This is a genomic window from Kribbella sp. NPDC104740 (genome assembly GCF_055583505.1).
In genome coordinates this window covers 646,694-673,037 of record NZ_JBVJNV010000001.1, presented here as the reverse complement: position 1 = coordinate 673,037, position 26,344 = coordinate 646,694, and the positions used below count along the sequence as shown (strand labels likewise).

Here is a 26,344-nt window from a genome sequence, read left to right as displayed (position 1 = left end):
CCCGCGCGACCAACCACCCTTGCACGCCGTCGAGGCGCAGGCGACCCGCCAAAACCTGCAATCCGACAACGATCCGGCCTCGCCGCGCCAGCCCGGAGGCCGATCCGTCGGGGACCCGTAAGCCGCACCCGCGGACGTTCGCAGGAGGTAACCGCAAGGACGTCGCCGACCGGCGCCGGAGGCGTTCTGATGAAGAGATGAAGCTCCCACAGCCCGCCTTCCGCTCGGCGCTGCACCACCCGAGGGTCGCCACCGTCGTCGGCCGCTGGCTGGCGGTCGCGGTCGTGGTCTGCTTCCTGACCGGCCTGTTCAGCCACTTCCAGCAGGCGACTCCGGGCTGGTTGCACATCCCCAGCCGCCCGGCGTCCCTGTACCGGGTCACGCAGGGCCTGCACGTCCTCAGCGGCACCGTCGCGATTCCGTTGCTGCTGGCAAAGCTCTGGACGGTCTACCCGAAACTCTTCGAGAAGCCCCCGTGGCCGCCGAGCCGGGCCGCGCTCGCGATGCTCCTCGAACGCCTCTCGATCCTGGTCCTGGTCTCGGCGATGGCGCTGGAGCTGTTCATCGGCTTCCTCAACACCCTGCAGTGGTACCCGTGGCCGTTTCCCTTCAAGGAAACCCACTACGCCCTGGCCTGGATCATCGTCGGCGCCCTGCTCGTCCACCTCGCGGTCAAACTCCCGCTGATCCGCACCCACTGGTCCAGAACCCCAGCCGACCGTACGCCGTACGCACCGCTCGCCGCCGAGGCGTCAGAGCCAGTCCCCGCCGCAGAGCAGCCCCTCGCCGGCGAACCGCCGCGGGGCTCCCTCCCCGCCGAGACCCCGCCGCGTCTCTCTCTCCCCGCCGAGATCACCGGTCTCAGCCGCCGCGGCCTCTTCCGCACCGTCGCCGGCGCCGGCGCTCTCGTCGGCATCGCCTCGGTCGGCCAGTCCGTGCCCGCGCTCGGCCCGATCGCCGTCCTCGCCCCGCGCAAGCCGAACGTCGGCCCGCAGGATCTCCCCGTCAACCGCACCGCCCACGACGCCGGCGTCACGGCGGTCGGCGACGACTGGCGTTTCACCATCAGTGGCCCCCAGCAACTTTCCTGGTCCCTCGCCGACCTGAGATCCCTGCAGCAGCACCGCTCCGACCTCCCGATCGCCTGCGTCGAAGGCTGGAGCCAGGGCGCCACCTGGGGAGGTGTCCGCATCCGCGACCTGCTCCGCCTCGCCGGCGCTCCCGACCACTCGACCGTCCGCGTCGTCTCGATGGAGAAAGGCGGCTTCTACGCGACCAGCGAGCTCCCGCCCCAGTTCGCCGCCGACCCGCTCACGCTGCTGGCACTGAAGCTCAACGGCACCGACCTCGACCTCGACCACGGGTTCCCAGCCCGGATCATCGCCCCGAACCGCCCCGGCGTCCTGCAGACCAAGTGGGTCCACCGCCTGGAGGTCATCGCTTGAAAATCCTTCGCGCCGCCATGGCAGCCGTCGGCGTCGGCCTGGGCCTCTGGGGCCTGCGTCTGCTCCTTCAGACGCTCAGCCTCGACGCCCTGATCCGCCTCCCGCTCTGGCTGGGCGGCGCCGTCCTCGCCGACGACTTCCTGCTCGTCCCACTCACTGTCGCGGCCGGCTGGCTCCTGACCAGATGGTCGATCGGCCCCGGCCGGCACCGCACGGTCGGCACCGCCCGCACCACCGCCCTGTACGCCGGCCTGACGACCCTGATCGCCCTCCCCCTGCTGCTCCGCCAGGGCAAAGGCGTCAACCCGACCGTGCTCCCGCGCGACTATCTCCGCGACTGGTTATTGCTAGAGGCAACAATCATCGCCACCGGCGTGATCGTCGCGACCATTCAGTCCCGGCGCGCGCCTCGGACCCGGCGCGCGCCTCGGACCCGGCGCGCGGCTTGATCCCGGCGCGCCGCTCAGTCCCGGCGCGCGACGTTCAGCAGCTCACGCGCGGCATCCGTCGACATCGGCGGCCGCTGAGCCAGCGTCGCCAGCGCCGCAGCCCGCTCGACCAACTCCGCGTTGTGCGTGACCGGCTGTCCCTTGGCGAGCGTCAGCGTGTCCTCCATCCCGACCCGCAGATGCCCGCCCTTCGACAGCGCAGCGAGTGCGACCGGAATCGTCGTCCGGCCGACACCGGTCGCCGACCACGACGTCACCGCCGACGGCAGCGCGTTGACCGCGGCGACGAGCGCGTCCGGCGTACCGGGCATGCCACCGGGGACGCCCATCACGAGATCGCAGTGCACGCGACCGCCGTACGGAAGACCGAACTTGTCCAGCAGCCGGTGCAGCGCGGCGACGTGGCCGAGGTCGAACAGCTCGAACTCCGGTACGACGTGCCGTTCCTGCGTGAGCTGGTAGAGCTCGGTGACGAACGGCCACGGGTTCATGAACACGTCGTCGCCGAAGTTCACCGTGCCCATCGTCAGCGAGCAGGAGTCCGGCGCGGCCTCGAGGACGCGCAGCCGGTGCTCGAACGGGTCGGTGACGGCGCCGCCGGTGGAGAGCTGGACGATCAGCGCGGTGTTCTCGCGGACCGCGGCGACGGTCTCGGTGAGCCGGCCGAGGTCGAGCGTCGGGCGGTGCTCGGCGTCGCGGATGTGGATGTGGATCATCGCGGCCCCGGCCGCCTCGCAGCGCTTGGCCGTCTCGACCAGCTCGTCGAGGGTGGTGGGCAGCGCCGGGCAGTCCGCCTTGGCGGTCTCGGCACCGGTCGGGGCAACGGTGATCAACGTCGACGTCATGGACGAATCGTGCCAGATATCCCCCAGAAGCGGGAGATTCCCCCGTCGAAGACCCGATGAACCGGACATTTTCCCGAACGGCAGACTGTGACCCATGAGAGCTGTGGTGCAACGAGTGACGGACGCGTCGGTCGAGGTCGACGGCGAGGTGGTCGGCGCGATCGACCGCCCCGGGCTGCTGGTCCTGCTCGGCGTCACCCACGACGACACCGGGGAAACCGCCAAGACCCTCGCCGCGAAGCTCTGGACGCTGCGCATCCTCCGCGACGAACGCTCCGCCGCCGACGAGGACGCCCCGATCCTCGCCATCAGCCAGTTCACCCTGTACGCCGACACCCGCAAAGGCCGCCGCCCGTCCTGGAGCGCCGCCGCCCCCGGCCCGGTCAGCGAACCCCTGTACGACGCCTTCTGCGCGGCCCTGGAATCCCTCGGCGCCAAGGTCGAACGCGGCCGCTTCGGCGCGAACATGCAGGTCCACCTCACCAACGACGGCCCGGTCACCCTGATCCTCGACGCCTGACAACCCCACAAAACAACGGCCCCGGCGCGGATCCGAGGATCCGGCCGGGGCCGTGTGGTGCCTGTACTGGATCGGTGAGGTTCGACTCAGTCAGGTGGGGTGTGGGGCTGGATCAGCCGATCACACCGGCGGCCGAGTGGCCCACGACAACCTTGGTGTTCAGGCTGTAGACGTCGATCACCAGGGCGTTGACGGAGATGTAGCGGCTCTGCCGGAGGACCTGGTTGAAGGTCAGCTTGGCGACGCCGGGGATCTCCAGCTCGGCGTTCTCACCGGTCTTGACCGGGTAGACCTTGTTGCCGACCTTGATCGAGGCGATGGTCGAGTGCGAGTTCAGGCCGACCTTGCCGTCCTTGGTCTTCCACGCCGAGGCGGAGGACTCGATGGCGCCGATCGACAGGTTCGCGACCTTGATGCCCGCGACGTGCGAGCTGAAGTCCACGTAGGACTTCTCGGTGCCGATCGCACCCCGCTTGGTGGTGAACGCGGCGCCGACGTAGGCGACCTTCGGGATGTTCAGCTCGCCGACCGCGACCCGGTCCGTACGGCCTTCCGTGCCCTGGCAGGTGGCCTGGTAGGAGGTCGGACCCGACTTGACCAGCTTGTCGACGTTCGCCTTGGTGGCGTACGCGTCACCGATGACCAGCGCGGTGGCCGGCTTGGTGACCTCGGCGCGGGTCTTCAGGACCGCGACGTCGACACCCTCGGGGATGTACTTGTTCTTCACCGTCGCGTGCAGCACGACCGCCTGCGCGTACGAGTAGATGCCGGTGCTGGTCTTCACGCCACCGACCCGGTTCAGCACGATGTAGCCCAGGCCCGGGATGGCGACCTTGGTGTTCGGCTTGGCCTTCAGCAGCGACGGAACGTTCACGGCGCCGATCTTCACGCCGGCGAAGGTAGTGCTGCCGGTGTAGTAGGTGACGCCGTTCTTGATCCACGCGGTGGTCGTGGTCTTGGCGCCGGTCAGGTGCAGCAGCGAGCCGACCCGGATGTCGGCGGCGGTGGCGGTGCTGGTCACGCCGTTGCCGCGCTTCTCCGCGAAGGCGAAGGTGTCCGTGGTGACCGTCTTGGCGATGGCCTGGTTGTTCACGTTCGCGGTCGCCAGGTCGTTGCGGGACTTGCGGCTCGCGTCGGTGGTGCAGCTGATCTCGCTCTTGACCTGCGGGCCGCTGGCAGCGATGCCACCCTGGACGTCCGTGCCGATCGAGTAACCGTTGTAACCGTAGACCGGCGAAGCGCTCGCCGAGCCCGAGGTGAGCGCGATCGTCGAAGCCACGCCGACGACGGCGGCAACGCCGACGGCGGCGAACTTCTTGTTGATGCGGGGTCTCATGACCCCTCCTCCCTGAGTGATGACGTGACCCGAACTGCGGGCCAGGACACAGACACAACTCAGTCGGTCGCGGTAGGTAACGAGCCGCAGGGAGTCCGTAACCAAACCGTTACCCAACTCCCTGACACGCCGATGACACGCCGAAAACCCAGCAAATATTGGTGTTTCGGCACCTACCGTGCATCAGTACTGGCACCCGGCAACCAGTACGACGGCAACGAAGAGGGGCCCGAGCGCGCAAGGCCCGGGCCCCTCAGGGTCGTTCAATCTACAGAGCGTCAGACCGCGACGGCCACCTCGGCCACCTCGCCGTACTGCGCGACGACCTGCCGGTCGACCGGCTCGGCCTTCGGCGCGAGCGTCCGCAGCGTCCAGCTGCCGGGGGCCGCGAAGAAGCGGAAGTGCCCGGTCGCCGAGGTCGGGACCTCGGCGGTGAACTCGCCGCTGGAGTCCAGCAGCCGCACGTACGCGCCGCCGACCGGCTCCTCGCCGCGCAGGACCTGGCCCTGGATGACGGCTTCCTTGTCGATGTCGACGCCCTTGAGATCAAGGCCGCCCTGCTTGGCTCCGCACATGTCAGGCCTCCCCGGGCTCGTCGCCGAGCGCCACCGGTACGCCGACCAGCGAACCCCACTCGGTCCACGAACCGTCGTAGTTCTTGACGTTCTCCTGGCCGAGGATCTCGTGCAGCACGAACCAGGAGTGCGCCGAGCGCTCGCCGATCCGGCAGTACGCGATGGTGTCCTTGCCGAAGTCCACGCCCGCGTCCTCGTAGAGCTTCTTCAGCTCGTCGTCGGAGCGGAAGGTGCCGTCGTCGTTGGCCGCCTTGCTCCACGGGATGCTGGCCGCGGTCGGGATGTGCCCGGCGCGCTGGGCCTGCTCCTGCGGGAGGTGGGCCGGCGCCAGCAGGCGGCCGGCGTACTCGTCGGGGCTGCGCACGTCGACCAGGTTCTTGACGCCGATCGCCTCCTCGACCTCGCCGCGGAACGCGCGGATGTCCAGGTTCGGCGCCTTGGCGGCGTACTCGGTGGCGTCGCGCTTGACGACCTCGTCGGTCAGCTCGCGGCTGTCCAGCTCCCAGCGCTTGCGGCCGCCGTCGAGCAGACGGGCGTCCTCGTGGCCGTAGAGCTTGAAGTACCAGTAGGCGTAGGCCGCGAACCAGTTGTTGTTGCCGCCGTACAGGACGACGGTGTCGGTGTTCTTGACGCCCCGCTCGGACAGCAGCGCGGAGAACTGCTCCTGGTTGACGAAGTCGCGGCGGACCTGGTCCTGGAGGTCGTCCTTCCAGTCCAGCTTGATCGCACCGGCGATGTGGCCGGCGTCGTACGCCGAGACGTCCTCGTCGACCTCGATCAGCACGACGTTCTCGTCGGACTTGTGCTCCTCGACCCAGTCGGCCGAGACGAGAGCGGATTCCCTGCTCATGTGTGCTGCCTCTCAGTTGGTAGTTGCGGGGTTGGGCGTACGAATGCGTTGGATCAGCAAGAAGGCCTCGCAACCGAGGCACAGCCCGACCGCCGCGTTCACGAACGCGGCGACCAGGGCGAATCCGGTGGCCACGACGCCGAGCACCTCGGCGCCGCTGAGGTAACCGATCAGGCCGAGCCCGGCGAAGACCAGCCCGACCAGCTGGGCGAACCGCGGCGGTGCCGCGTCCTCCAGCTCCTTGGGCGGCGCCAGCCGGGGCCGGACCACCCGCTTGAACAGCAGCCCGTACGGCGACGCCTGGACGCCGAACACGACCGAGATCGCGAACACGACCGCCTGGATCGCCAGCGGCCACGGACTGTTCAGGATCAGGGTCAGCGCCAGGACCACGGTGGTCAGGGCCGCCGCGAACCGGAGTCCACGCGGATCGACCTGCGGGGTGACAGTTTCCGACATACGAACTCCTCGGCAAGGAGCTGGATCGAGACTCGCCCGCCCGACGGACTGCGGGAGGCGGCGTACAGCCGGACCGTGCTCAGCTACCGGTTCCGGAGCGCTCGGGACGCCGCCTGGTCAGGGGCGACGACACAGGGACGAGCGCATCCGGCAGTTGTCCACTGCCCTGCGCTTGGTCAGCCATGTCGTGTAAGCCACGTGTCGAGAGTACGGAAACCCGGCAGGCCCACCACCCGTGGTCCCACTTCCTGAGACAACTGATCAGGATGCGGGATCTCTCAGCCGGCCTGGCGGTCCACGGCCGCGCCCAGCGCGGCGATCACGTCGGCCTTGCGCGGGGCGCCGCTGGCGCGGGTGACGGTGTCGCCGGCGGCGTCGAGGACCAGGACGGTCGGGGTGCGCAGGATGTTCAGCCGGCGGACCAGCTCGAGGTGGGACTCGGCGTCGAGCTCGACGTGGCGGACGCCGTCGACCATGCCCTCGACCTCGGACAGGATCCGGCGGGTCGCGCGGCAGGGAGCGCAGAACGCGGAGGAGAACTGGAGCAGGGTGGCCCGCTCGCCCAGCTCGGCTCCGAGGTCGTCGGCGGTCAGGTGGTCGGCGCTGTCCACTGCTTGTCCTTCGCTCCTGCGGAACCGTCCGTCGTACCAGGTCTTGAGCACGCTGAGCAGCACCCCGGCGGCGACCGCGGCGACCAGCACGACAATCCCGGTACTCACAGCATTCGAGAGTACGTCGGTCGACTTTGCGGGCCGGCCCGCCGTCCCACTCCTTGGACGGTCAGCGAGCAGCGACGGTGATGACGACCCGGCGGTTGAGCTGCCGGTTGGCGGCGCTGGTGTTCGGTACGGCGGGCGCCGTCTCGCCGAAACCCTTGGTGGTGATCGCGTTCGCGGCGAACCCCTCGTTGCGGATCAGCCACGTCGCGACCGCCAGCGCGCGGCGCTCCGACAGCCGCAGCCCGTACGTCGCGTCGCCGCGATCGTCGGTGTGCCCCTCGACGCGCAGCAGCGGCCGGGCGTTGGCGGCCTTGATCTTCACCGCGATCGCGTGCAGCGCCCGTGCCGCGTCCGGCCGGATCGCCGCCTGGTCGGTGTCGAACAGGACGTCGCCGGGGGCGACGTAGGAGATCTTGCCCTCGCCGGTGAACACGTCGACCTTGTCCTGCCCGGGCAGCTTGCGCGACTCCAGCCGGGCCGGGTCGACATCCACACCGGGCAGCCGGACGGGCTCCAACTTCACGGTCTCGACCGCGACCCCGTCCGCGGAGCCGCCGGGCCGGGCGCCGCCGTTGCGCGACACCTCACGCCGTACGACGCCCTTGCGGGAGACCGTCGGCAGCTCGCCGTCCTTCTCCACCTGGCAGACCTGTGGCGAGTCGACGGGCGGCGCCTGCGCGCCGGCGAGTGTGACGGCGGCGAAGACGCGGCCCTCGACGCGGCTCTCCGGGATGGTGACCGGCGGGATGGCAGCGCCGGAGATCTTGATCGCGCCGAGGCAGCCGCCGGGGGCGTCGTACTGGACGACGCAGCCGGCGTCGATCACCTGGGCGGGGAGGGTGAATCCGTCCATGACGGTGCGGTCGCCGGACTTGAGCGGCGCGACGGTGACGGCGGGGACCTGGAGGTCGGGGAGCTGCTTGACGGTCCGGCCGGGACCGGGGGTGCACACCGGATCAACAGGCGGCGGCGTCACGGACGGCATCGACGGCGTACTGGAGGGCGTGCTCGAAGGAGTGCCGGACGGCGTCGTCACGGTGGCCGGCGCGGGCTGTTCAGCCGCTTGATTTCCGCCGGAACAACCGGTCAGCGCGGCGACGGCGATCATTGAAGGTAAACACCATTGCACGCGGCGTGACATTGTCGGCATTCCCCGATCTTTGCCCCTCCGCATGAATTGTCAATGAACGATCTCCCGAACAATGCCTGCCGTTTACCTTGCTGGGATTGGCTTCCTTCGTCGACGGGGCCCGGGGGTGGGCCGGACGCTTGCGACCGCGCGATCGCGGTGGGGGGAACAATGACGGTGCTTCACCTGGCCGAAAACCGGCTGGCGCTCGGTGACGTGTGGAACTGGATCACGAGCATTTCCTTTTCGGTCGACGACCTGTCGCGCTGGCGCGACCTGGTCCCGCTGGCGCTGGCCGGCCTGGTGGTCTGGGGGCTGTGGCTGTACCGGTTCGTGCTGTCCCGGCTGGCCCGCCCGATCGAGAACGACTTCACCACGACCACGTCGGTCGTCGTCCCGTCGTACCACGAGGACCCGGACATCCTGATGCGCTGCCTGGAGAGCTGGCGGTCGCAGCAGCCGGACGAGATCATCATCGTGCTCGACGTCGCCGACATCGAGGCGTACGAGCGGCTGGTCGCGCTGAACGACCCGGTGATCCAGCCGATCCTGTTCAAGCACGCGGGCAAGCGGTCCGCGCTCGGCGTCGGGATCCGGGCGGCGACGTCCGAGGTGCTGGTGCTGACCGACTCCGACACCAGCTGGGAGCCCGGGCTGCTCCGGGCCGTGCAGCACCCGTTCGCCGACCCGGAGGTCGGCGCGGTCAGCACGCAGCAGAACGTGCACGAGCGGACCACCAGCATCTGGCGCCGGGTCGCCGACTGGCTGGTCAACCTGCGGTACTACGACTACGTCCCGGCGATGGGCCGGGCCGGCGCGGTCGCCTGCGTCTCCGGGCGCACCGGCGCGTACCGGCGTACGGTCGTGCTGCCGGTGCTGGACAACCTGGAGAACGAGTTCTTCCTCGGCCGCCGCTGCGTGTCCGGCGACGACGGCCGGCTGACCTGGCTGGTCCTTGCCTCCGGCTACAAGACCGTGCACCAGTCGTCGGCCAAGGCGCTGTCGATGTTCCCGGCCACCTTCCGGGCCTTCGCCAAGCAGCGGATCCGCTGGAGCCGCAACTCCTACCGCTGCTACCTGACCGCGATCTACAAGGGCTGGCTGTGGCGGGTCCCGCTGGTCACCAAGGTCACCGTGCTGCAGATCCTGCTCACGCCGGTGACGATGGGGATCACGATGGGCTACCTGATCTTCAGCCGCCTCGACCTGACCTGGCAGAGCATCACGCTGGCCGTCGCCTGGCTGATCATCGCCCGCGGCATCCGCGGTATCTCGCACCTGCGCAGGCACCCGGCCGAGATCCTGCTGCTGCCGGTGGTCGCGGCGACGGTGATCCTGATCGCGCTGCCGATCAAGCTGTACGCGTTCGTGACGATGAACAAGCAGGGCTGGCTGACCCGGTCCGCCGACACGATCGGCGGCGAGGGCCAGGACGCCGCGTCGCTGCGCGGAGCCGGTACGACGACGCCGCTGCGGACGGAGACGCTGGCATGAGGAAGACAGCTCTCGCCGGGGCGCTCGGCATCGTCGCGCTGACGCTCGTCGCACCCAGCGCGTCCGCCGCCGACCCGACGACCCCTCCGGCGACGCCGAAGCGCCCGGCCGTCACACCGGTCACACCGGGCACACCCACGAAGCCCGCCGCCCCGACCACTCCGCCCGACGCCGACCAGCCGACCGACCCGAGCCGGAGCGCCGAGCCCGACGACAAGGCGATCGACCGGCTTCCCTACCCCGGCGACCCCGAGGCCGAGTCGGCGTACGTCGCCGACGAGGACCGCCGGCTGGTCGAGGTGCGAACCGTCGACTCGCTGGCGCGCTGGAGCAAGACGTCGCTGAACACGCCGTACCGGATCGCCACCGGGTCGGCGTACACGCTGGTGCTGACGCCGCGGCGCGAGGCGTACACGATCAAGGACCTGCTCGGGCTGGCGCCGCAGACCTTCGTGCGGCAGCCCGACGGCGGGTACCTGCTCTCCGAGCACGTCGTGGTGCAGTCCGGCGCGACGCTGAACCTGTCCTCGTCGGGCGGCCTGAAGCTGCGGCTGGCCAGCGATCCCGACGGCTTCGTCTCGATCGTCAACTACGGCGGCGTCCTGAACGTGCAGGGCGCCGAGGGCAAACCGGTCCGGATCAGCAGCTGGAACCGCGACACCGACAGCCCGGACACGCTCACCAACGACGGCCGCGCATACCTGCGCTCGCTCGGCGGCCAGGTCCGCTTCCGGTACGCCGAACTGTCCGACCTCGGCTTCTGGAGCGGCCGTACCGGCGGCCTGTCGCTGACCGGTACCGACCGGCCGAACAGCGGGTCGCTCGACAAACTCGGCAAGACGATGCAGGTCGGCAAGCAGGCCGACCGGGAACGCGCCAAGGCCAAGACCGACGACACCAAGAAGCCGGTCACGCTGGACGGCGCCGGCAAGTCGACGCTCAGCCAGATCCTGCCCGCCGGCGCGCTGCCGCTGCCCGAGGTCGACATCGCCACCCCGGAGTACAGCTACGTGTCGGCGCTGATCCAGAAGACCACGATCAAGCGGAACGCGTTCGGCCTGTTCGCCGCCAGCGCGAACGGCCTGGACATCCGGGAGAGCCGCTTCGACGACAACCTGGTCGACGGGCTGGTCATGCACCGCTACGTCACCAACGCGGTCGTCGACTCGACCGTTGCCGATGGCAACGCCGGCGACGGTTTCGTGCTGTCCCGTGCGACCACCGGCATCGTGCTGTCCGAGATCGAGGCCAGCCGCAACCACCGCAACGGGCTGACGATGTCCGGCCTGCCGCTGGCCGACGGCCCGAGCGCGACCGGTTCGAGCCTCGGCAGCTACGGCAACAACACCGTGTCGAACAGCAAGCTGACCGACAACGCCCGGTACGGCGTGGAGGTGGTCGGCGGCACCAACGTCGGCGTCAACGCCAACGACTTCCGCGGCAACGACATGGCGGTCGTGGTCCGCGGCGGCGCGCGGGACGTGTCCGTGGTCGGCAACCGGGTCACCGACCCGGGCCGGCAGGGCATCGCGCTCCGCGACGACGTGCACGCGTCGGTGGTGTCCGGCAACATCGTCAGCGGCGGCAGCACCAGCGTCTACATCCGCGACTCCGGTGCGAACGTCGTCCGCAACACGCTGTCCGACGCCGACTCGCACGCGGTCTCGCTGGTCGGCACGGTCAGCCTGACCAAGGTCAGCGAGAACACGATCAGCGGCCGCGGGCCGAGCGCGATCGACAGCAAGCGGGCCGACGACGTGAACATGCGGCGCTGGAAGAACGACGAGAGCAACTGGCACGACACGACGCCGTTCCTGGTCACGCTGAAGCGGTTCCTGCAGCCGCTGACCGCGATGTGGCTGCTGCTCGCCGCGCTGCTGATCTTCACCGCGGCCCGCGGCACGCGGCGGATCCGCCGGTTCGTGCACCCGTACGCTGACAAGGCGCCGGTGAGCGACGGGCGGCCCGTGCCCGCGTCGGCGGTCCCGGTCGACCAGCAGGGGGCGAGATGAACCGGCGTGACCTGATCGTCGCGGGATCCGCGGCGGCCGCCGTACTGCTGGTCGGTGGTGGGATCGTGGCGGCGGCGTGGCCTTCGCCGAGCGAGCCGGTGGTGGCGCCGTCCGTGCCGACGGTGCCGCCGGCGCCGAGCATGCCGCCGCTGGATCCTTCTCCTTCTGAGCCTTCTGCTGACTCGCCCTCTTCGTCGCCGGACGACGAGGAGTCGCCGGACAACGGCAAGCGCAAACCCGAGGACGCGCCGCTGCTCGCGGGCGTGGCTCCGGCCGGCCAAGGCCCGCTGCCGAACGCGTCGCCGGTCAGTTGCCCGGCCGCGTCGGTCCAGGTCTCCGACGCCGACGGCCTGACCAAGGCGCTCAAGGACGCCGCGCCGGGGACCAGCATCGCGCTCGCCGACGGCCGGTACGCCGGGAAGTTCGTCACCACCGCGTCCGGTACGGCGGACCGCCCGATCTGGCTGTGCGGCGGCGCCGGCGCCGTACTGGACGGCGACAACGTCCGCGGCGGTTACGTGCTGCACCTCGACAAGGCGCAGTACTGGCGGCTGGTCGGGTTCACGGTCACGAACGGGCAGAAGGGCGTGATGGCCGACACCACCACCGGCACGGTGATCCAGGGGCTGACCGTGCACGGCATCGGCGACGAGGCCATCCACCTGCGCGCGAACAGCACCGACAACGTCGTCCTGGCCAACACGATCCGGGACACCGGCAAGCGCCGGGACAAGTTCGGCGAGGGCGTCTACATCGGGTCCGCGGTCAGCAACTGGTGCACGGTGAACGACTGCAAACCCGACCGCAGCGACCGCAACGTCGTCAAGGACAACAAGATCGGCCCGACCACGTCGGAGGCGGTCGACATCAAGGAGGGCACCACCGGAGGGTTGCTGGAGGGGAACACCTTCGACGGATCGGCGCTCAGCGGCGCCGACTCCTGGGTGGATGTCAAGGGCAACAACTGGCTGATCCGGGGCAACACCGGCACCCGGTCCAGCACGGACGGTTTCCAGACCCATCAGATCCTGAAGGGCTGGGGCGACCACAACCTGTTCACCGGCAACACCGCCACCGTGAACGGGCCGGGCCTCGGTTTCGCACTGCGCCCGGCCGAGTCCAACGTCGTTGCCTGTGACAACAAGGTCACCGGCGCGGCCGAGGGCGTCAGCAACGTTTCCTGTCGCTGAACGATCACACACCTTCTTTTGGGGGGACACCCATGTCCGCACTTCCACGTCTCACCGTTCTCGGCACCGGCTACCTCGGCGCCACCCACGCGATCTGCATGGCCGTGCTCGGCTACGAGGTGCTCGGCGTCGACACCGACGCGGCCAAGATCGCCGCGCTCGCCGACGGGCGGGTCCCGTTCTACGAGCCCGGGCTGCCGGAGATGCTGCGCAAGGCGCTCGACTCCGGCCGGCTGCGGTTCAGCACCGACATCGCCGAGGCGGCCGCCTTCGGCGACGTCCACTTCGTCTGCGTCGGGACGCCGCAGGCCGCCGACTCACCGGCCGCCGATCTGCGGTACGTCGACCAGGTGGTCAGCTCGCTGGCGCCGTACCTGACCCGGCGGTGCCTGGTCGTCGGCAAGTCGACCGTGCCGGTGGGGACCGCGGCGCGGCTGACCGCTCTGCTGCAGTCGCTCGCTCCGGCCTCCACGGACGTCGAGCTGGCCTGGAACCCCGAGTTCCTGCGCGAGGGCTTCGCCGTCGAGGACACGCTGCGACCGGACCGCCTGGTCTTCGGCGTCGCGTCGGACTGGGCGCTCGAGCAGCTGCAGGCGTCGTTCGCGCCGCTGCTGGAGGCGGAGGTCCCGGTCGTCGTGACCGACCTGCCGACGGCCGAACTGGTCAAAGTCGCCGCGAACTCGTTCCTGGCCACCAAGATCTCGTTCATCAACGCGATGGCGGAGGTCTGCGAGCAGACCGGCGCCGACGTACAGCAGCTGGCCGCGTCGCTGGCCTTTGACCCGCGGATCGGCGGGCGATTTCTGCGGCCGGGGCTGGGTTTCGGTGGCGGATGCCTGCCGAAGGACATCCGGGCGTTCATCCACCGCGCCGAGGAGCTCGGGGTCGGCCAGGCGGTTTCGTTCCTGCGCGAGGTCGATGCGATCAACGGACGACGGCGGCAGCGGACGGTGGACCTGATCCGGGCGCAGGCCGGCGGGTCACTTGCTGGGGTGACGGTGTGTGCGCTGGGGGCGGCGTTCAAGCCGGACTCGGACGACATCCGGGATGCGCCCGCGCTGGATGTCGCCCGGCTGCTGGTGGCCGAGGGGGCTGTCGTGCGGGTGTACGACCCGCAGGCGATGGAGAACGCGCGGAAGGCTTACCCCGATCTGCACTACGCCTCCGGGGTCGCCGAGGCTGCCTCCGGTGCTGATGTCGTCGCGCTGCTGACCGAGTGGGACCAGTTCCGCGACCTCGACCCGTCGTGGCTCGGCTCCCTGGTCGGGCACCGGAAGATCGTCGACGGCCGGCACGCGCTCGACCCGGTTTCGTGGCAGGCGGCCGGCTGGGACTACCGGGCGCTGGGCCGGGCGGCCTGAAACCAGAGGAATTCTGCTGTCTGTATCGGGTTGAATAGGAGTGTGGACGGCGGGCTGACAGTGCGAGCGGGGGTGGTGATCCCCGAGGCGGAGCTGGGATGGCGGTTCTCCCGGTCGAGCGGCCCAGGCGGGCAGTCGGTGAACACAGCCGACAGCCGCGTCGAGCTGATCTTCGACCTGGCCGCGACGACCGCCCTCGGGGAGCCACTCAAGAACCGCGCCCTCGAGCGCCTGTCCACCCGCCTGGTCGACGGCGTCCTCACGATCGCCGCCTCGGAGCACCGCTCCCAGTGGCGCAATCGCGAGGCCGCCCGGGCTCGCCTCGCCAGCGTGCTGCGCGAGGCGATCGCCGCCCCGCCTCGCCAGCGGCGCCCCACCCGTCCGTCCAAGGGCGCGGTCCGCCGTCGCCTCGACGACAAGAAGCGCCGAGGCGAAACCAAACGCCTCCGCGGCCGCCCGTCCGACTGACGAACCTTCGGCTGGATACGCTTCGGCCGTGCAGGAAACGGGGAGCAAGGAGCAGGAGGAACTGCCCGAGCTGAAGGACGTGAAAGTCCGCGGCCGGTCGGTGAAGACCTGGGTGGTGAGCGCGGCGGTCGTGCTGCTGGCGATCTCGGCCGCGTTCGGCGGCCTCGCGAAAGCCTCCGCGGAGACCCCGCAGGTCGGCCCAGGAGCAGCAGTCGACGCCGGCCAGTTCAGCGTCACCGTCCAGCGCGTGGTCGTCGTCAAGGACCTCGAACCGCTCTTCAAGCCCGACGACGGCGGCGCTCTGATCGCCGTCGTCCTCAAGCTCGAGCTCACCGACAAGACCGGCGTCAAGGTCCCCAGCGACCTGATCCGCCTGCTGAACGTCAACGGCGTCACGCCCGAGGACCGCCCGTACGGCACCACCAACCTGCGCGACCAGACCCAGGACCCCGTGCTCACCCCTGACCACGCCGAGGACGTCGCCTACGTCTGGAAGTTGCCGAAGGCCACCGACCTGCCGACCGAGGTCGAGCTGAGCGTGCAGCACTACGAGTTCCGCGAATCCGTCCTCGACCACCACGTGAACTGGACCAAGGACACGATCGCCGCCGAGGTGACCGCTCCGGTGAAGGACAACACCCGATGACCCGCCGCAAGCTCGTCGACGGCGTCCTGGTGGTCGTCGTCCTGGTCGCGATCGTCGGCCTGTACCGGGTGACGCCGGACGACACCGACTTCCAGCAGCCGATCGCGGTCAAGGGCGTCACCGGCCAGGCCGTGCACACCCCGCGCTTCGACGTCACGGTCGAGAAGGTCCGGACCAGCAAGAAGCTCCGCGTCCCGCGCACCACCCCCGACCGCGACACGCTGACCGACTTCGTCGTCATCGACGCCGTCGTGACCGCGAACCGCGAACCCATCCACCTGCAGAAGATCGGCATCCAGGCAGCCGACGGTACGACGTACGCCGCCGCGAACCGCAGCGGGCTGGACCGCATCGATCTCCTGCACTTCCAACTCGCGCCCGGAATCCCGGTCCGCGGGCCGATCGTCGTCGAGATGCCTGCCGACCAGTTGCCCGGCGCAACCTTGCTGGTGCTGGAGCAGCAGATCTTCAACGATCTGCAGCCACAGGCAACGATCGCGCTGAAGATCGACGAGGACCAGCTGCCCGCGCTGCACGAGGACGTCGCGATCCTGAACCCGGCGGTGGAGCGATGACCGCCCGGCGCGCCCGCCCGGGCTGGATCCGGCGGAACACGGTCGCGCTCGCCTCGCTGGTGCTCACCATCCCGCTGCTCGGCTGGTGGTCGGTGCGCAGCGACTACGACTCCTGGTACAAAGCCGAGCCGCGCGACGCGGTCGAGGTCGCGGCCGGCGGTACGGCGTACCAGGACGCGACCTGGTTCGCGGCGAGCGTCGAGACCGACCCTTCACCGCGGGCGGGACGAACCGGCACACCCCTACCGGACGGCACGACGCGGGTCCGGGTCTACGTCCGGCTGCAGGTCGACGACCTCGCCAAGCTGGAGAAGCTCGGTGGTTGCCTGATGCACCTTCGCGCGAACGACGGGCGGACGTGGGACGAGTCGATCCTGGACGACGAGTTCCAGGACCGCCCGAGCGGCTGCACCGGCGGCGACGACGAGAAGCTGCAGAGCTGGCGGGACCCGCAGCTCGCGCCGTACTACCTGAAGCCGGTGGCGGGCAAGCCGTTCGAGACCGTCGCGGTGTTCGTCGTACCGACCGCGGTGGCCGGCGAGGTGACGCCGACGATCACGTGGGCGACCCGTCTTCCGCAGTACCTGGCATTCCCGAGGTAGCGGCGGTCAGGTCGGTGACGCCGTGGTCCTCGCCGCTGGCGGCCGTCGGGTGCACCGGGCGCGTCCGCGGTGTGAGGTAGCCGGCCAGGCCGCCGACCATCCGGTCGTACGCCGCGGCCAGCAGCGCGATCTGCAGCATGATCTTCAGCGCCTCGACGGCGAGCGCGATCGGGTCGTCGATCACCTTCCAGAACTGCAGCGACTGCGGCCCGACGACGTAGTCGCGCAGCAGGATCCAGACCGCGCCGGCGGCGTACGTGACGACGGCCCAGGCCAGGAAGTAACCGAGCATCGGCCGGATCCCGGACCGGGCGACCAGCCGGAACGCGTCGCGGACCGGCCGCCAGCGGTCGCGCCAGTCGGAGACCATCGAGTTGCCGGCCGCCTGCACCAGGCGCGGGGTGCGCTGCCAGCGGTTGCTGATCCGGTCGAACCGCCAGCGCAGCTGCTCGATCCGCTCGGCCTTCGGCACCACCCGGCCGTAGATCACCGCGGTCATCGTGATCCACATCAGCGGCAGCACCGCCGCGCTCCACAGATCACCGATGCCCGCGGCAACGAATCCGGTGACGGCGTCCCAGATCTCGCGGATCCGCTCGACGCCGAGCACGTGGTCGAGCACCCAGCCGTACGCGTCGTGACCCCACTGCCACAGCACCCGCTCCTGCAGCCAGCTCTTCGGTGAGGGCAGGTACGCCGACGCCTGGTAGGCGACGACGAAGATCCAGAGCGCCTCGAGATAGGTCGCGAACAGCTTGCGCGCCGGGCCGGTCTCTTCTGCGCCCTTCTTCTTCTTGAACACCAGCCGCAGCAGGTACGCCGCGACGCCGAGCGCGATGAACAGCCAGGTCGACAACGCCTGCAGCCCGGTCGGCGCCTGCGCGACCGTTCCACCAGTGAGAATGGTGGCGGCGTCATCCATCAGGTTGTGCACGGCCAGCTGGTACTCGTAGTTCAGCGCCTCGGCCTGCAGAAACTTGTACGCCGCGTAGAACGCCAGAAACGGCAGCAACGCCGACGCGAGCGCGTCAACCGCCCGCGCTTCCTTCCCCGCCTCGACCCCGTCCGGCGCCAGCACCCCTTCGGACACCGCCCGCCGGTGATACGGCAGCTCACCCCGCAGCACCAGGAACATCGCGACGTACATCGCCAGCGAAACCACCACCAGCAACGCCAGCACCGCAATCCCCGCCGCCTGCACCCGAGCGCCCGCCTGCACCGCGACCCACAACACCCCGCGATGCACCAGCTCCGCAACCACGAACACAGCCAACAACCGAGGCCAGGCCCGCCCGAACAACCCAGCAGCCCGCCCGACCGTCGTCAGCAGGTTCCCCGTATCCCGTGCCACAACCGCGCAATCTACCGCCCGAACAGGTCCCCCACCCCGAGCCACGGCCACCCTGACTCGAACCACGGCCGCTCCCACCCACAACCACGGTCCCCCTCGCCCCGGACCACGGCCCCCCGGTCCCAAGTCCCGCTCGGGCTACATCTCTCCCGGCCGGTGCGACCTCAGCCAGCGCCGACCCCACCGGCCGCATCGCAAACGACCGGCACCACAGCAAGACGCACTAGGGCCCGCCCATCCACCCATCGCCGAGATCCCATCGCTCAGGCCCTGGCTCTTACTCCCCGGCCGGCGCGGCCTCAGCCAAAACCGACCTCACCGGCCGCATCAAAAGCCGACCCGCACCACAACCGGCGTACAGAAAATCAGCCACCCGCGAACGGCGGCAGCGCGTCCACCAGCGCCCCGTCCGCGAGGCTGGCAGTCAGCTCAACCCGCTCCCCATCGACGAGGAACGTGCAAATACCCAGCACCCGAGCCAACTCCGGGCGATCGGCAGAAACCGCACCCACCAGCTCCTTCACCGACGCAGCCCGAGCCGTCGCGGTGGACTCGCCGGCGGCAGCGCGTGCAGCAGCGAAGTACCTGATCGTCACTTCCGGCATGTGGAAGACGCCTCACTCATCGATGGGTCCTGGAGTATTATGTCAGCTTGCTGTTCCACACCAGTGTGTCTCGGGCCCCCGGCAACGACGCCGTCGGGGCCTGACGTGCTTCAGGACCGGATCGCTCACCCGCGCTCCGCCGACCCGCACAAGGAGACAGCGTGAGCACGTTGTTGCTGCTGACGAACGCGCTGCAGGCCTCCACCGAGGTCCTGCCCTCTCTGGCCCTGCTCCCGCACCACATCCGGATCCTGCCGTCGGAGGTCGCCGCGCTCGTCGACGCCCCGGACGCCGACGCGGTCCTGCTGGACGCCCGCCGCGACCTGGTCACTGTCCGTGGTGTCGCCCGCCTGATCCGGACGACCGGCATCGACGTACCGCTGTTCCTGGTGGTCACCGAAGGCGGCCTGACCGCGGTGAACGCCGACTGGGGCGCCGACGACGTCCTGCTCGACACGGCCGGCCCGGCGGAGATCGAGGCCCGGTTACGCCTGGTGATCGGCCGCCTCGCCGCGGCCCGCAACGAGGACCCCGAGACCACGCTGATCCGCAGCGGCGACGTGGTCATCGACGAGGCGTCGTACACGGCGAAGCTGAACGGCCGCGCGCTCGACCTGACGTACAAGGAGTTCGAGCTCTTCAAGTTCCTCGCGCAGCACCCGGGCCGCGTGTTCACCCGCGAGCAGTTGCTCCAGGAAGTCTGGGGCTACGACTACTTCGGCGGTACCCGCACGGTCGACGTCCACGTCCGCCGCCTGCGCGCGAAACTCGGCCCCGAGCACGAGTCCCTGATCGGCACGGTCCGCAACGTCGGCTACCGCTTCGTCATCCCGCCGACCACGAAGGACCGCGAGACCGCCGACTCGCGCGCCTGAGTCCCACCAGTCACATCAGTCACGCCAGTCACAGCGCCGGGCTTTCCCAGCCCTGCAACGCGATCCGCGCGATCAGCCCCGCACAAGATCGGGCTTGCACCACCGCGTAGGCGGGGTGCTACCTTGCGTATTCGGTCTGTTCACGAAAGGTGACCGATGGCGCACGCTCCGACTTCGCACCGCCGTGGTGGTGGTGCTCACGCTTCGCATCGCAGCGATCCGTCCGACGGACCGATCCAGACGACCACCTGGCTCGGCCTGACCTTCGCCCTGGGCCTCGGGCTGCTGCTCAGCAGCCGCGCCCACGTCGGCGTCCACGCGGCCGGCATCACGCTGCTGGTGATGCTGATCCCGCTCACGCTGGCCGTCTTCGGCACCGGCGTCCGCCGCGGCATCGGCTCCGGCCGCGCCGCCATCGCAACCGGCGTCGCGCTGACCTTCGTCATCCTCAAGTTCGTGCTCTGAGCGTTCTCCACGCTCGGGCTGATCGGCCAACGCCTCATCGCTGCGCGCCTGATCACTCGATCCGGCTCAGCCCCGAAGCACACCCGCCCGGGCCACCTCCGCTGGAAGCAACCCGGGCGAGCGTCGTACAGCTGAGTACTACGAGATGCTGATCCGGTCCGTCGGCCCCGGGGTGTACGGGTCGTGCGCGGCCAGGTACGCCGCGAACGCGTCGATGTCGAGCCCGCCGAAGAACTTGTTCGTCGCCGTGGTGAAGGCCGGGAAGCCGTCACCCCCGTCGGACAGGAAGTTGTTCGTCACGATCCGGTACGACGTACCGTCGACGATCGGCTGCCCGGCGATCTTGATCGACGCCGCGTCCACCTTCGCGCCCGGCGTACCGGCCGGGTTGTAGGTGTAGGTGATACCGGCGATCTGCAGCACCTTGTTCGCGGCCTGGTTCGGGCCGGAGAACTGCTGCTCCAGCAGCGCCTTGATCTGCGTCCCGGTCATGTCCATCGAGACCAGGTAGTTGTTGAACGGCTGCACCGTGAACGCCTGCCCGAACGTCACCGCACCACCGGTCGAGGCCAGGTCGGCCCGGATGCCGCCCGGGTTCATGAACGCGACCACCGGCGTCTTGCCGCCGGTCACGGTCGACGGGTCGGCCAACTGGGCGTCGGCGATCAGGTTGCCCAGCGGGGACTCGCCGGAGTCGTCCGCCGTCCGCACCACCGACGGCGTGGTGATGTGCCCGATCACCTTGGACTCGATCGGCGCGACCAGCCCCTGGTACTTGGTGATCAGCTTGGTCAGGTCGCGGTTCTTCGGCACGTCCTGGGTGACGATCAGGTTGTTGGCCAGTGTGTTCAGCCGGTCGACGTCGTGCGTCGCGTTGTCGATGCTGAGCCGGACCTGGGTGACGACCTTGCCGAACGACGACGCGCTGGTGACGAGCCGCGGCTTGCCGGCCGGGTCGTTGATCGAGCAGTTGTACGCCGTGTGGGTGTGACCGGAGATCACCGCGTCGATCGCCGGGTCGAGGTTCTTGGCGATGTCGGTGACCGGGCCGGAGATCCCCGGGCAGCTGTTGAACGCGCGCGGGTCGCTCGGGAACCCGCCCTCGTGCAGCAGCACCACGATCGACTCGATGCCCTGCTTGCGCAGCTTCGGGACCAGCGCGTTCGCGGTCTCGACCTCGTCGGTGAAGGTCAGCCCCTCGACACCGGACTTGGTGACGATGTTCGGCGTCGCCTCCAGCGTCATCCCGATGAACGCGATCTTCTGGCCGCTGCGGAACTTCTTCACCGTGTACGGCGCGAGCAGCGTCTGCCGGGTGTTCTCGAAGAACACGTTGGCCGACAGGTAGTCGAAGTCGGCGCCCTTGAACTTGGCCTTCTTGTCCGGGCAGGAGTTCTGGTTGTTCTGCCCGTCGCCGTCGTTCAGGCAGCCACCGGTCTGCATCCGGAGCAGCTCGTGCCAGCCCTCGTCGAACTCGTGGTTGCCGACCGAGGCGGCGTCCAGGCCCATCTCGTTCATCGCCTCGATGGTCGGCTCGTCGTGGAACGCGGCCGACAGCAGCGGAGAGGCACCGATCAGGTCACCCGCGGCGACCGTCACGCTCTCCTGGCCCTGCGCCTTCGCGGCGGCGCGCAGGTTCTCCAGGTGGGTGGCGAGGTACTCCGCGCCACCGGCGGGCGTGCCGTTCACGTTGCCGCTGGAGCTGGTCGCCGGGTTGGGCGCCAGGTTTCCGTGGAAGTCGTTCAGCGCCAGCAGGTTGATCTGCGTGTGCGTCGGCTTCGGTTTCGCGGGTGCTGCCTGGGTCACGGTTCCCCCCGTGGCCAAGCCGAGTGCCACCGCGGCTCCGGCGGCCAGCAGGGCAACCGCCCGCGGACCCCTGAACCACGTCCTGTCTCGTCCTGTGAAGGCCATGTCTACTCCGTCGTAGTTTTCGATGCGGTGCCGCGAAGTTACCCGACGTACGGCGGCCCGGAACAGGACCTGAGCATGAACTCACCCGGACCTTTTACGGTATTCAGGTGACCCTCGAAGCAGTTCCCTCACCGTTGCCCTCGGCCACCGCCGCCGCCGTCACCGAACTCGCTCGCCTGGCCGCGCAGAGCGACGACGTCAACCCGCTGTCCGAGCAGACCCTGCTGCACCTGAACGGCGAGCACCACGGCGACCTGCACGTGCTCGCGTACGCCGGTGAGCCCGCGACCCTCGACGTCACCGGCCTCCACTCCACCCCCGGCGACCTGGTCGGCTACGCGTCGCTGAGCCCCGACGGCTCCGCCGAGCTCGTCGTCGCCCCCGAAGCCCGCCGCCAAGGCACCGGTACGACCCTCCTCCGCACCCTCCTCGACCACGCCCCCACCACCCTCCGCCTCTGGTCCCACGGCCGCCTCCCCGGCGCCGACGAGCTCGCCGCGCACTTCTCCCTGGAAGTCGCCCGCGAGCTCTACTTCCTCAGCCGCGCGAGCGCTCCCCTCCCCGAGATCACCTGGCCGTCGAACATCGCCGTACGCACCTTCGTCCCCGGCCAGGACGACACCGCCTGGCTCAAGGTCAACGCCGAAGCCTTCGCCACCCACCCCGAACAGGGCGCCTGGACCCAGGCCGACCTCACCGACCGCCTCAACCAGCCCTGGTTCGACCCCGAAGGCTTCTTCCTGGCCATCGACCGCAACACCAACGAACTCGCCGGCTTCCACTGGACCAAACTCGAACACAACGAGGGCGAGGTCTACGTAGTAGGCGTCTCCCCCACCCACCAGGGCACCGGCCTAGGCAAGGCCCTCACCCTCCAGGGCCTCCACCACCTCCAGGAAACCCGCGCCCTCGACACCATCACCCTCTACGTAGACGGCACCAACACCCCCGCCCGCCGCCTGTACGAATCCCTCGGCTTCACCACCGCGGCGCTGCACGTCCAATACGCCCCCACCGCCCTGTGAACGGTGTCACACCGAAATCATCCGCTCACACCGCGTCATAAACACGCTTCTCGCCCGTCCCACCACCAACCAGGAGCCGTCCGAGCCTCTCACCCCCCAGCCGGGCGGCTCCTGGCCCCAAACCTGGTTATCCACAGCTTGCAGCTTTGCCACCCACTGACCTCCCGCCCCCGACTACGATCAGAAGTCGACTACGGAGGGCTGACAAGAGTGACGTTCCGCAACCACCTCACCACCACGCTGATGGCCGCCACCCTGGCCACAGCCCTCGCCGCCTGCTCGAACAGCAGCCCTGAGGCCGGCAGACCGGACACGGGCCCGTCATCTCCCACCAGCACGTCTGCGACGGCGCCAACCACCACACCGTCTCCGACGATCGGGACACCGCCCTCTCGTCCCACGGCTGCCTCCGGTTCGAGTCTGGCCGCGGGAGAAGCCTTCATCGCGTACTACGTGGGCCTCCTGAACTACTCGTACACGACCGGCGACCCCAAGCCGTTCATGGCCGAGAGCGATCGGGGCTGTCTCGGTTGCAAAGCGCTCGCTGACTACGTCCAGAAGGTGAACGCGAAGAACGGCGGACTCACCGGTGACTACGTGGACAAGGTGCAGGAGGTCAAGGAGATCTACCGGGGCGCGGAGGGCAAGGCCGGGGGTTCCGCCATTTTGAAGTCCGGCGACTTCATCGAGCGAGCCGGGCCTACCGCCTCGCCGGTCCCGAAGAAGGCCACCACCGGGACCCTGGAATTCACCCTGTCCCCCTCGGGCGGTAATTGGGTGATGTTCGAGATGCAGATCGACTGATGAAGACGTCTCTTCGATCCTGCGCAGTGCTGACGTCACTGTTTGCCGTCGGGACGATGGGCATCGGTGTGACATCGGTGGTGACAGCCGACGGCGCCGCCGCCGGACCGACGGGGACCGCCGAGAAGCCGACCTCGGCCTCGACGAAGAAGCCGGACGTGAACGGCGATCCCACCCGTTGGGGCATCGTCCTGCACGGCGGTGGAAAGAATTCCGGGCGACAGATACCCAGGCTGGGCGCGAAGCCTTCCGCAAAACCAGACGACGGCTATCCGAGGAAAGACGTAGTCAGACCTGCTGGGGAATCGGAGCGGCGGCTGCCGTTCCGTCTGAACCGGGGGATTTGCGGGCTACCCGCGTCCGACGGGAGTGGGCGGATCGGGCCGACACGCTGTCAGGAAGCGGAACGGTTGCAGCCTGAGCAGACCACGCCTCCAACAGTTGCGGTGCGGGACCTACCTCGGCCCGAGGACGTCACCTGGGAACAGGTACTGGACGAGACCAGGAGTGTGGCGTTCCCCGGGTTGCGGGTAAAGGTGCAGCCTTCGGGGCGGACCTTGGTGAATCTCGACACGATCGTCTACACAGACCAGGCGAAGGTGTCGAACACGACCGTGAGGTTGCTGGGGTTCCCGGTGGCGGTTGAGGCGACGCCGATGAGCTATACGTGGAATTTCGGGGACGGGACGAAGATGACAACCGACTCGCCGGGGAAGCCGTACCCAGCCAAGGACATCACGCACAAGTACCTGAAGCGTGGCTCGGTGAGTGTCACCCTGACGACCAACTACGCCGCTCGCTTCAACGTTGACGGGACCGGGTGGCAGTACATCAACGGCACCGTGCCGATCACCGGGCCTGGTACACCTCTGCAGGTGCGGGAGGCCGTGCCGGTGCTGGTGGATCCGCCGAACTGATGCTTCGTCGTCAGTTAGGGGAGCGCCGGACGCAAGCCTGGATACTCGTCGGCTGCCTGGCCGTGGCACTCGCCGGCTGTTCCGGCGAAGGCCCGGCGGGCACCTCGGCGCCGTCCTCGGCAGGCGACCCTGCACCGTCAGCGTCTTCGCGTACGGCGACCCCGAGTGCGGTCCCCGAACGTCCAGCCGACGCGAGCGGGCTCAGCCTGGCGGCGGCCGAGGAGTTCGTCCGGTATTACAGCGACCTGATGAACTACGCCTCGGACACCGGTGACACCGCACCGATGCTGAGCAACAGCGACCCCGGCTGCGAGACCTGCAAGGCGTACGCGGACTTCGTCAGGGTCTCCAACGCAGCCAACGGTTTGCTGAAAGGCGACTACGCCGAGAAGGTCAGCGAGGTGACAGGACTGGCCCGTGGCGACACTGGGCGAGTCGGTGGCTCGGCGACGATTCGGGTCGGTCAGTACGTCAGCCGCCAGACGCCGGCGGCAACTCCTTTCACGAGCAAGGCCGCGACCTACACCCGCGAGTTCGCGCTGTCGGCTCGCGGAGAGAAGTGGGTCATGTACGAGATGAAAATGGTCGAGCTCTGAGTTGCGGTTCACTCTTCACGGGTTGAGGACCGACTTCACGTGGGCGTGGATTCGTAGCTGAGCCGCGCGCGTAGCGCCGCCCAAAGCGAGCATGTTGGCGAAGCCGTGGATGAGGGTGGGTTCCTGGTGGAGGACGGTGGGGACGCCTGCGGTTTGGAGGGCTTCGGCGTACTCGTTGCCTTCGTCTCGGAGGGGGTCGAAGCCGGCGGTGACCACATAGGCGGGGGCCAAGCCCTCCAACGAGCCGAACAACGGGGAGACCAGGGGATCTGGGCGGAGGGCTGGGTCGGGGGTGTAGTGCTCTCGGTACCAGAGGATTTCTTCTTCGGTGAGGAAGAAGCCTTCGGAGAAGAGGTCTCGGGAGGGGCGGCGGCCGACGAGGTCGACCGCGGGGTAGATGAGGAGTTGGAGGGCGGGCGGCGGGATGTCGCGTACGACGCATTGCTGGGCGACGACGGCGGCGATGTTGCCGCCGGCTGAGTCGCCGCCTACTGCCACCAAGGAGGCGTCGGCGCCGAGGTCTGCAGCGTGTTCGACGGCCCAGCTGAAGGCGGCGATGGCGTCTTCGGCGGCGACGGGTGCGGGGGCCTCGGGCGCCAGGCGGTAGTCGACGGACAGGACGCGGACGCCGGTTTCGGCAGCGACGTCGCGGCAGTAGGCGTCGTGGGTGTCGAGGTCGCCGACGACCCAGCCGCCGCCGTGGAAGAAGACGAGGAGGCCGCGGCCCGGCGTACGGGGGACGTAGAGGCGGGCGCCGAGTTGGCCGTCTGCGCCTCGGACGGTGAGTTCGGTCACGCGCTGGACCTCGCGGAGGGGGCCGGCGACGAGGGCGGTGCCGCGGAGCAGGCCGGCGCGGGCGGCGGCGACCGACTTGGGGACGCCGCCGCTGCCGGGGAGCATGGCTTCGAGTTTGAGCAGGAGCTGCACGTCCGGGTCGAGCACGTTGCCGTCGATCACGACCGAGGCGCCCGCGAGGCGGTGCCGGACCGCGGGGGGCAGGGCGTAGACCGGGGTCAGGGCATGGCTCTGGACCGCTTTCTGGACCGCGGTCAGCCCGGTCCGCAGCAGCGCGTCCACTCGTGGGTTCACAAAGCGTGACGCTAGCAACAATCAGCGAGAT

Annotated in this window: 28 protein-coding genes; 17 read left to right on the top strand and 11 right to left on the bottom strand. The window is 69.3% G+C overall.

The window, feature by feature from the left end:
* Nucleotides 1–197 precede the first annotated feature (197 nt).
* The gene (locus ACZ6Z4_RS03205) at nt 198–1,445 is read left to right on the top strand and encodes a molybdopterin-dependent oxidoreductase (protein WP_465557594.1); all 1,248 of its coding nucleotides are present in this window, start codon (nt 198–200) and stop codon (nt 1,443–1,445) included.
* Complete coding sequence (locus ACZ6Z4_RS03200; RefSeq protein WP_465557592.1) at nt 1,442–1,894, top strand: hypothetical protein; 453 nt, start codon at nt 1,442–1,444, stop codon at nt 1,892–1,894. Before ACZ6Z4_RS03205 ends, ACZ6Z4_RS03200 begins: the two co-directional genes overlap by 4 nt.
* 14 nt (nt 1,895–1,908) lie before the next feature.
* Here ACZ6Z4_RS03200 and ACZ6Z4_RS03195 read toward each other — a convergent pair whose 3' ends face one another.
* Entirely contained in the window at nt 1,909–2,739 is an 831-nt protein-coding gene (locus ACZ6Z4_RS03195) for a beta-keto acid cleavage family enzyme (RefSeq protein ID WP_465557590.1), read from the bottom strand.
* Nucleotides 2,740–2,833: 94 nt separating this feature from the next.
* On the opposite strand from ACZ6Z4_RS03195, the gene dtd reads away from it, so the two are divergent.
* Nucleotides 2,834–3,259, top strand: coding sequence for a D-aminoacyl-tRNA deacylase (dtd, locus tag ACZ6Z4_RS03190; RefSeq protein WP_465557588.1), 426 nt, complete (start codon nt 2,834–2,836; stop codon nt 3,257–3,259).
* Between the two features lie 112 nt (nt 3,260–3,371).
* On the opposite strand, the gene ACZ6Z4_RS03185 is transcribed toward dtd, so the two are convergent.
* From ACZ6Z4_RS03185 to ACZ6Z4_RS03160, 6 genes are all read right to left on the bottom strand, one after another.
* Nucleotides 3,372–4,595: a choice-of-anchor P family protein gene (locus ACZ6Z4_RS03185; protein ID WP_363667260.1), complete on the bottom strand. Its 1,224-nt coding sequence runs from the start codon at nt 4,593–4,595 to the stop codon at nt 3,372–3,374.
* Between the two features lie 278 nt (nt 4,596–4,873).
* A complete protein-coding gene (locus ACZ6Z4_RS03180; RefSeq protein ID WP_363667262.1) occupies nt 4,874–5,170 on the bottom strand; it encodes a DUF1416 domain-containing protein in 297 nt (98 codons plus the stop codon).
* A 1-nt stretch (nt 5,171) separates the two neighbouring features.
* Complete coding sequence (locus tag ACZ6Z4_RS03175) at nt 5,172–6,020, bottom strand: sulfurtransferase (protein ID WP_465557586.1); 849 nt, start codon at nt 6,018–6,020, stop codon at nt 5,172–5,174.
* Nucleotides 6,021–6,032: 12 nt separating this feature from the next.
* Nucleotides 6,033–6,479 (bottom strand): DUF4395 domain-containing protein, encoded by a 447-nt coding sequence (locus tag ACZ6Z4_RS03170; RefSeq protein WP_465557584.1) that lies wholly within the window; start codon nt 6,477–6,479, stop codon nt 6,033–6,035.
* Nucleotides 6,480–6,757: 278 nt separating this feature from the next.
* Entirely contained in the window at nt 6,758–7,198 is a 441-nt protein-coding gene (locus tag ACZ6Z4_RS03165; protein ID WP_465557582.1) for a thioredoxin family protein, read from the bottom strand.
* A gap of 61 nt (nt 7,199–7,259) precedes the next feature.
* Entirely contained in the window at nt 7,260–8,306 is a 1,047-nt protein-coding gene (locus tag ACZ6Z4_RS03160; protein WP_465557580.1) for an OmpA family protein, read from the bottom strand.
* Nucleotides 8,307–8,498: 192 nt separating this feature from the next.
* Here ACZ6Z4_RS03160 and ACZ6Z4_RS03155 point away from each other — a divergent pair, with 192 nt between their 5' ends.
* Genes ACZ6Z4_RS03155 through ACZ6Z4_RS03120 form a run of 8 tightly spaced genes read left to right on the top strand, consistent with a single transcriptional unit; the run spans nt 8,499 to nt 16,675 of the window.
* On the top strand, nt 8,499–9,821 hold the full coding sequence (locus tag ACZ6Z4_RS03155) for a glycosyltransferase (RefSeq protein WP_465557578.1): 1,323 nt from the start codon (nt 8,499–8,501) through the stop codon (nt 9,819–9,821).
* A complete protein-coding gene (locus ACZ6Z4_RS03150) occupies nt 9,818–11,833 on the top strand; it encodes a right-handed parallel beta-helix repeat-containing protein (protein WP_465557576.1) in 2,016 nt (671 codons plus the stop codon). The genes ACZ6Z4_RS03155 and ACZ6Z4_RS03150 overlap by 4 nt, the downstream gene beginning before the upstream one ends.
* The gene (locus tag ACZ6Z4_RS03145) at nt 11,830–13,023 is read left to right on the top strand and encodes a right-handed parallel beta-helix repeat-containing protein (protein ID WP_465557574.1); all 1,194 of its coding nucleotides are present in this window, start codon (nt 11,830–11,832) and stop codon (nt 13,021–13,023) included. Before ACZ6Z4_RS03150 ends, ACZ6Z4_RS03145 begins: the two co-directional genes overlap by 4 nt.
* Before the next feature lie 32 nt (nt 13,024–13,055).
* Nucleotides 13,056–14,384 (top strand): UDP-glucose dehydrogenase family protein, encoded by a 1,329-nt coding sequence (locus ACZ6Z4_RS03140; RefSeq protein WP_465557572.1) that lies wholly within the window; start codon nt 13,056–13,058, stop codon nt 14,382–14,384.
* Nucleotides 14,385–14,426: 42 nt separating this feature from the next.
* Nucleotides 14,427–14,852 carry an alternative ribosome rescue aminoacyl-tRNA hydrolase ArfB gene (arfB, locus tag ACZ6Z4_RS03135; protein ID WP_465557570.1) on the top strand — a complete coding sequence of 142 codons (426 nt, stop codon included), beginning with the start codon at nt 14,427–14,429 and terminating at the stop codon, nt 14,850–14,852.
* A 28-nt stretch (nt 14,853–14,880) separates the two neighbouring features.
* On the top strand, nt 14,881–15,498 hold the full coding sequence (locus ACZ6Z4_RS03130) for a hypothetical protein (protein WP_465557568.1): 618 nt from the start codon (nt 14,881–14,883) through the stop codon (nt 15,496–15,498).
* On the top strand, nt 15,495–16,073 hold the full coding sequence (locus tag ACZ6Z4_RS03125; protein ID WP_465557566.1) for a DUF4352 domain-containing protein: 579 nt from the start codon (nt 15,495–15,497) through the stop codon (nt 16,071–16,073). The genes ACZ6Z4_RS03130 and ACZ6Z4_RS03125 overlap by 4 nt, the downstream gene beginning before the upstream one ends.
* Nucleotides 16,070–16,675 carry a hypothetical protein gene (locus ACZ6Z4_RS03120; RefSeq protein ID WP_465557564.1) on the top strand — a complete coding sequence of 202 codons (606 nt, stop codon included), beginning with the start codon at nt 16,070–16,072 and terminating at the stop codon, nt 16,673–16,675. The genes ACZ6Z4_RS03125 and ACZ6Z4_RS03120 overlap by 4 nt, the downstream gene beginning before the upstream one ends.
* Here ACZ6Z4_RS03120 and ACZ6Z4_RS03115 read toward each other — a convergent pair.
* Nucleotides 16,629–18,026 (bottom strand): hypothetical protein, encoded by a 1,398-nt coding sequence (locus ACZ6Z4_RS03115; protein WP_465557562.1) that lies wholly within the window; start codon nt 18,024–18,026, stop codon nt 16,629–16,631. The two genes, ACZ6Z4_RS03120 and ACZ6Z4_RS03115, sit on opposite strands and share 47 nt — an antisense overlap.
* 365 nt (nt 18,027–18,391) lie before the next feature.
* Nucleotides 18,392–18,631: a MoaD/ThiS family protein gene (locus tag ACZ6Z4_RS03110; RefSeq protein ID WP_465557560.1), complete on the bottom strand. Its 240-nt coding sequence runs from the start codon at nt 18,629–18,631 to the stop codon at nt 18,392–18,394.
* A gap of 161 nt (nt 18,632–18,792) precedes the next feature.
* Here ACZ6Z4_RS03110 and ACZ6Z4_RS03105 point away from each other — a divergent pair, with 161 nt between their 5' ends.
* Both ACZ6Z4_RS03105 and ACZ6Z4_RS03100 read left to right on the top strand, forming a co-directional pair.
* A complete protein-coding gene (locus tag ACZ6Z4_RS03105; RefSeq protein WP_363667292.1) occupies nt 18,793–19,506 on the top strand; it encodes a response regulator transcription factor in 714 nt (237 codons plus the stop codon).
* 156 nt (nt 19,507–19,662) lie between these two features.
* Nucleotides 19,663–19,971: a hypothetical protein gene (locus ACZ6Z4_RS03100; RefSeq protein WP_465557557.1), complete on the top strand. Its 309-nt coding sequence runs from the start codon at nt 19,663–19,665 to the stop codon at nt 19,969–19,971.
* A gap of 138 nt (nt 19,972–20,109) precedes the next feature.
* Here ACZ6Z4_RS03100 and ACZ6Z4_RS03095 read toward each other — a convergent pair whose 3' ends face one another.
* Nucleotides 20,110–21,777 carry a bifunctional metallophosphatase/5'-nucleotidase gene (locus tag ACZ6Z4_RS03095; RefSeq protein ID WP_465557555.1) on the bottom strand — a complete coding sequence of 556 codons (1,668 nt, stop codon included), beginning with the start codon at nt 21,775–21,777 and terminating at the stop codon, nt 20,110–20,112.
* Between the two features lie 212 nt (nt 21,778–21,989).
* Here ACZ6Z4_RS03095 and mshD point away from each other — a divergent pair, with 212 nt between their 5' ends.
* The 4 genes from mshD (at nt 21,990) to ACZ6Z4_RS03075 (ending at nt 25,224) form a co-directional block, all read left to right on the top strand.
* Nucleotides 21,990–22,907: a mycothiol synthase gene (gene mshD, locus ACZ6Z4_RS03090; protein ID WP_465557553.1), complete on the top strand. Its 918-nt coding sequence runs from the start codon at nt 21,990–21,992 to the stop codon at nt 22,905–22,907.
* Between the two features lie 210 nt (nt 22,908–23,117).
* Nucleotides 23,118–23,711, top strand: a complete 594-nt coding sequence (locus ACZ6Z4_RS03085) for a DUF6318 family protein (RefSeq protein ID WP_465557551.1) — start codon at nt 23,118–23,120, stop codon at nt 23,709–23,711.
* Nucleotides 23,711–24,628 (top strand): PKD domain-containing protein, encoded by a 918-nt coding sequence (locus ACZ6Z4_RS03080; RefSeq protein ID WP_465557549.1) that lies wholly within the window; start codon nt 23,711–23,713, stop codon nt 24,626–24,628. Before ACZ6Z4_RS03085 ends, ACZ6Z4_RS03080 begins: the two co-directional genes overlap by 1 nt.
* Nucleotides 24,628–25,224 carry a DUF6318 family protein gene (locus ACZ6Z4_RS03075; RefSeq protein ID WP_465557547.1) on the top strand — a complete coding sequence of 199 codons (597 nt, stop codon included), beginning with the start codon at nt 24,628–24,630 and terminating at the stop codon, nt 25,222–25,224. The genes ACZ6Z4_RS03080 and ACZ6Z4_RS03075 overlap by 1 nt, the downstream gene beginning before the upstream one ends.
* 15 nt (nt 25,225–25,239) lie before the next feature.
* Here the strand turns inward: ACZ6Z4_RS03075 and ACZ6Z4_RS03070 are convergent, their stop codons facing one another.
* Nucleotides 25,240–26,313 carry an alpha/beta hydrolase gene (locus ACZ6Z4_RS03070; protein ID WP_465557545.1) on the bottom strand — a complete coding sequence of 358 codons (1,074 nt, stop codon included), beginning with the start codon at nt 26,311–26,313 and terminating at the stop codon, nt 25,240–25,242.
* Nucleotides 26,314–26,344: the final 31 nt, after the last annotated feature.

Excerpts from the sequence above, each read along its gene's own strand:
- ACZ6Z4_RS03150 (WP_465557576.1), top strand. The coding sequence starts at position 9,818 with ATGAGGAAGACAGCTCTCGCCGGGGCGCTCGGCATCGTCGCGCTGACG.
- ACZ6Z4_RS03155 (WP_465557578.1), top strand. The coding sequence starts at position 8,499 with ATGACGGTGCTTCACCTGGCCGAAAACCGGCTGGCGCTCGGTGACGTG.
- ACZ6Z4_RS03175 (WP_465557586.1), bottom strand. The coding sequence starts at position 6,020 with ATGAGCAGGGAATCCGCTCTCGTCTCGGCCGACTGGGTCGAGGAGCAC.
- ACZ6Z4_RS03180 (WP_363667262.1), bottom strand. The coding sequence starts at position 5,170 with ATGTGCGGAGCCAAGCAGGGCGGCCTTGATCTCAAGGGCGTCGACATC.
- ACZ6Z4_RS03185 (WP_363667260.1), bottom strand. The coding sequence starts at position 4,595 with ATGAGACCCCGCATCAACAAGAAGTTCGCCGCCGTCGGCGTTGCCGCC.
- ACZ6Z4_RS03170 (WP_465557584.1), bottom strand. The coding sequence starts at position 6,479 with ATGTCGGAAACTGTCACCCCGCAGGTCGATCCGCGTGGACTCCGGTTC.
- ACZ6Z4_RS03110 (WP_465557560.1), bottom strand. The coding sequence starts at position 18,631 with ATGCCGGAAGTGACGATCAGGTACTTCGCTGCTGCACGCGCTGCCGCC.
- dtd (WP_465557588.1), top strand. The coding sequence starts at position 2,834 with ATGAGAGCTGTGGTGCAACGAGTGACGGACGCGTCGGTCGAGGTCGAC.
- ACZ6Z4_RS03075 (WP_465557547.1), top strand. The coding sequence starts at position 24,628 with ATGCTTCGTCGTCAGTTAGGGGAGCGCCGGACGCAAGCCTGGATACTC.
- ACZ6Z4_RS03145 (WP_465557574.1), top strand. The coding sequence starts at position 11,830 with ATGAACCGGCGTGACCTGATCGTCGCGGGATCCGCGGCGGCCGCCGTA.
- ACZ6Z4_RS03195 (WP_465557590.1), bottom strand. The coding sequence starts at position 2,739 with ATGACGTCGACGTTGATCACCGTTGCCCCGACCGGTGCCGAGACCGCC.
- ACZ6Z4_RS03120 (WP_465557564.1), top strand. The coding sequence starts at position 16,070 with ATGACCGCCCGGCGCGCCCGCCCGGGCTGGATCCGGCGGAACACGGTC.
- ACZ6Z4_RS03160 (WP_465557580.1), bottom strand. The coding sequence starts at position 8,306 with ATGATCGCCGTCGCCGCGCTGACCGGTTGTTCCGGCGGAAATCAAGCG.
- ACZ6Z4_RS03080 (WP_465557549.1), top strand. The coding sequence starts at position 23,711 with ATGAAGACGTCTCTTCGATCCTGCGCAGTGCTGACGTCACTGTTTGCC.
- ACZ6Z4_RS03125 (WP_465557566.1), top strand. The coding sequence starts at position 15,495 with ATGACCCGCCGCAAGCTCGTCGACGGCGTCCTGGTGGTCGTCGTCCTG.
- ACZ6Z4_RS03205 (WP_465557594.1), top strand. The coding sequence starts at position 198 with ATGAAGCTCCCACAGCCCGCCTTCCGCTCGGCGCTGCACCACCCGAGG.
- ACZ6Z4_RS03100 (WP_465557557.1), top strand. The coding sequence starts at position 19,663 with ATGGCGCACGCTCCGACTTCGCACCGCCGTGGTGGTGGTGCTCACGCT.
- ACZ6Z4_RS03140 (WP_465557572.1), top strand. The coding sequence starts at position 13,056 with ATGTCCGCACTTCCACGTCTCACCGTTCTCGGCACCGGCTACCTCGGC.